Origin of the sequence: Pseudothauera nasutitermitis, from assembly GCF_004801295.1 — a bacterium.
GTDB lineage: Bacteria > Pseudomonadota > Gammaproteobacteria > Burkholderiales > Rhodocyclaceae > Pseudothauera > Pseudothauera nasutitermitis.
Genome location: NZ_SSOC01000014.1, coordinates 1 through 4,010, shown reverse-complemented (window position 1 = coordinate 4,010; position 4,010 = coordinate 1). Strand labels below are relative to the sequence as shown.

Genomic DNA, 4,010 nt, shown 5'->3' with positions numbered 1-4,010 from the left:
GGCTGCATCAGCGCCGGCTAACGAATGGGTTCTCCGCGTGCGTCCTTCATCAGGGTCCGCAGCCAATGAAGCGCTGCAAGAGTGACCGTTTGTAGTCTGGCCAGTCCGCACCTTGTTGTTCTCGCCTTGTTTGCAGATCACTCGGACGGTATTTGTTTGGCAAGAAAAATCACTGCCGCTCCGTCGGCCACGGGATGCTATTGCTTGACAGATAGGGAAGCCCTTGTAGTCTGAATTCACCAGCCTGCGCGGCTTCATCGCGCAGCGTCCGGGTGGAATGATGGGTTCGGTATCACGGGTGACATTAGCTCGCGCGGTTGTCTAGATGTGACGGCAGCCAGCCGACAACAACGACTTGGCTCTCATCATCCCAAAAGAAGTAGAGCCGGAAACCGTAGCGTCGGTCCCGTGAATCGCTCCCCTTTAGATGGCGATCGAGGGGCCGTCGAATTCCCCCGTACTGGACGGAGTAAAGGTCGGCGGCATACTTCACTCCTTCGCCGGTCGCGCTGTATTCTAGTTGAAGCGCATGTAGTGCTTCTTCGTATGACCGCCTGCGCTCAGGCGTTCCTTCAATTCGCATTGGCACGTATTGATCACGAAGGAGTAGCAGCGTACGGTAAATAAATTGGGGATCGTGGAACTCTGACTTTCGGACGCCTTGATATGCTCGATTGGCGATCTCAACCGATCCCGCCAAGTGCTCCTTGCACCAAGCTTCAAATTCATCCAATGCATCAGGGATTGGCGTTGCTTGCGGAGCGGCAGACTCAGCAAACTTCTTCTCAAGCTGCCGGATTCTGTGGAGTCGTTCCAGGGCCTGTGCCTTTGCAGCATTAGCCTCTTGGATAGCCGCCTCTCGCTCTGCGTCGGCAGCTAGAAGCAAGCCATCATACTGCTCCTTCTGTTCTTGAAGATCCTTCCGCAATTGCTCATTGTCCTGCTCGAAGAGCCGAATTAATTCAGCATCCGTGCCCCCTGCCTTTCTAAGTCGCTCTCGCTCCAGTTGTGCGGCAAGTTGGCGAACCGTATTGAAACTAGGAAGACGCTCTTCGCGTCCTGGAGCATGTGCCGAATTCCCTAGCGATTGGTTTACCAGCCATCGCTCAAACGCACCGGGGGCGGTCTCAGACCACGACGCTATTCGGTCAGGCAGAGCCAAAGGGTGTCTAGATGGTTCGTCGACCCAAGCGCGGAAGCCCGGTCGGTACGTACGCACAGCCTGCCTAAAAACCGATAGCTCGCGCCCTACGCGATCAGTTAGGAGAAAACTGGCTGGCCCAGCGAGTACATAGACATGGGCGGCTCCGAGGGTGGCATCGTGTACCGAGTTGGCGGACGCGGCAGCCTCCGAAGGATTGCTTGATCCATCAGGGAGCGCGAATACCAATACGTCGGCCTGTCGGTGTGGGCTTTCGAGCAATGCGACTAGCTTGTCCACCTCCTCAGGAGTGGAAATCAACGGTACGTCGCGCGTAAGCGGAACGCCATCGACTTCCGCTGGCCCATCGCTCATGATGGCGCGCACAAAGCCGGGGACAGTTCTCTGAAATGGTTCGTCAGTGCCGCGACTGACGCAGATGAGGCGTGCTCCAAACAGAGTGTCGCCGTTGGAGTCCATACCGACACCAATTTCTGTAACCCAAGTGCGTAACGGTACGGTCTTGTCTGCGTCGTCAAGCCGGGCAGCCCAAAACTGGTGCTCTGGCAGAGCAACTGCGGCAGTGCGTTGTGCGCCTATGTCCGTCAGCTCGAATGATTGGCCCTGCCAAGCAGCGTCAGGAAGGCTACGACCGGCCCGACGATTCATCCACCTAAGGATGTGCTTGATGCTCTCAGTGAATCGGTCATGTCCTGGCTCCGGCCGAAGCCTTAACGTAACTTGGCTCACAGGACGAACGACCGAGAGACCTTCCCTCAGTTTCGCAGCAATAGGGGCTAGCTGTTCTTTGATGTCTTGGCGCGGTGGATTCATAGCGATAAATGTGATGCCGAACGTTGAAAATCACCGGACGCAGGCAAGCGCAGCTTGCCGGAGGTCCGGTGGATTGATGGGATGGACTCCCCCTCCTTTTCGGCGCCCAATTGGCGCCACCGGTGCTCATGGGGATGGGGATCGGTCTTCAGAAGGAGGAGTCCATCATGCATGCTACTACCGTTGCCGTTGACCTGGCCAAAAGTGTCTTTCAATTGGCCGTGGCCGATTCGTCCTGGCGCGTGACCGAATGCCATCGACTCACGCGAACTCAGTTCGAGCGCTGGTTTGCGAATCGCAAAGTCTCGCTCGTCATCATGGAAGCCTGCGGTTCTGCGCATTACTGGGCGCGCTGGCTCAACTCGCTCGGCATCGAGGTGCGGTTGCTGCCCGCGGCCTATGTTCGCGCCTACGTCCGTCGCAACAAGACCGACGCGGCCGATGCCCGTGCGCTGCTCGAAGCGGCCCGCACGGCCAACATCGACCCGGTGCGCGTGAAATCGGTCGAGCAGCAAGCGCTGCAGGGCCTGCATCGGATTCGGTCGCTGTGGATGAGTACCCGTACTTCGCGCATCAACGCACTGCGTGGCTTCTGCCGGGAGTTCGGCTTGAGCATCCCGCAAGGCGCACGCACCGGCGTCGAGGCAATCCGCCGCGTGCTGGCCGATCCGCGCTCGCCGGTGCCCGCGCTGATCCGCGAAACGATGCGGCTGCTCATCGAGGAGATCCGCCTGCTCGAACAACGCATCGCGCAACTGGAGCGGGAATTCACCGAACTGGCGCGGCACAGTGCCGCATGCACACAACTGATGTCGGTGCCGGGCATCGGCCTGCTGACCGCGACGGCGATGGTGGCGGCCACCGGTGGCGACGTGACGCACTTCAAGGATGCCCGCCATTTCGCCAGTTGGTTCGGGCTCACGCCCAAGGAATATTCGTCGGGCAGCATCCGAAAGCTCGGCCGAATCTCGAAACGGGGAGATCGTTACCTGAGGATGCTGCTCACCCATGGCGCCCGGGCTGTGCTGCGGGCAGCGGCGCTGGCCCGCAATGCGAGCCGCCCCCTGGACGGCCTGCGAGCCTGGGCGACCGAGGTGCAGCACCGCACCAACCACAACAAGGTTGCCTGCGCGCTGGCCAATAAACTTGCCCGTATCTGCTATGCGCTCCTGCGCGATCACGCCGCGTATGGCAATCCGCCGCCTCGCCCGAACAAGAAGCTCGAACGCACCGCTTTCGCCATCGCTGCCTGATCCATTCACCCTTTCTCCTCACCCTTGCGCCGAGACTGATCGCTCATCATGGCAAACCGGGCCACACCCACGCGAACTGACGCCGATAACACTTCCGGCTCTCCAGCAGCCGCTTGTAGCGATTGGCGCATCGCGGGCAGATTCCATGTCGGCACGGGACATTTAGAACCCAACACAGATGCCGGATATACGACTGCAGGTGATTCATCCCGGAAAGTCAAAAGCACGATCCGTCTTGATTTACGGGGGAATCCATATAGGAATTGTTAGGCACTAAGCAGTGCCAAAGTTTACCAACACCAACACTGTAGGCATAGCACTCGTAATGACTGCAGCGCCACCTAATATTGCAGCCGCCGCTGTCCAAAGAGCGGCTTTCCGGTTCATGCAGCCCGATTCTCTTGCTGTCTCAAGGAGCGCCGCTATCCAATGCGCGTTGCTCTGCACAGGGTCAACGGGTTCGACTCCCACATGGTTCGCCCATATAGGGGTTATTGGAACTCGGCTAGCCTGGTACCAAAGCCAACCCGCGCGAAAACCACAAATCGCTGCACTTAAGGAGAGGATGGATGATATCCAGATCATCTTGATGCCTAACGAATGAAAGGGACTTCCCCGTCCCGGCCTGACCGCATTGCGGTAATCGGCACCTGAGTGCCACGATGGGAAGTGCGAACTCTCATCAATCCGTCCGACAGGGGAAGTCCATGAGCATTGTGACCGCTGGAATCGATCTCGCCAAGAACGTATTTGCCGTGCATGGCGTCAATGAGACTGGCCGT

At 58.6% G+C, this 4,010-nt stretch carries 2 protein-coding genes; one reads left to right on the top strand and one right to left on the bottom strand.

Features of this window, described 5'->3' with window-relative positions; all coding sequences use genetic code 11:
* Positions 1-304: 304 nt before the first annotated feature.
* The gene (locus E6C76_RS21905; protein WP_168734409.1) at positions 305-928 is read right to left on the bottom strand and encodes a hypothetical protein; all 624 of its coding nucleotides are present in this window, start codon (positions 926-928) and stop codon (positions 305-307) included.
* 1,214 nt (positions 929-2,142) lie between these two features.
* On the opposite strand from E6C76_RS21905, the gene E6C76_RS21900 reads away from it, so the two are divergent.
* Entirely contained in the window at positions 2,143-3,228 is a 1,086-nt protein-coding gene (locus E6C76_RS21900; protein WP_168734408.1) for an IS110 family RNA-guided transposase, read from the top strand.
* Positions 3,229-4,010 lie beyond the last annotated feature (782 nt).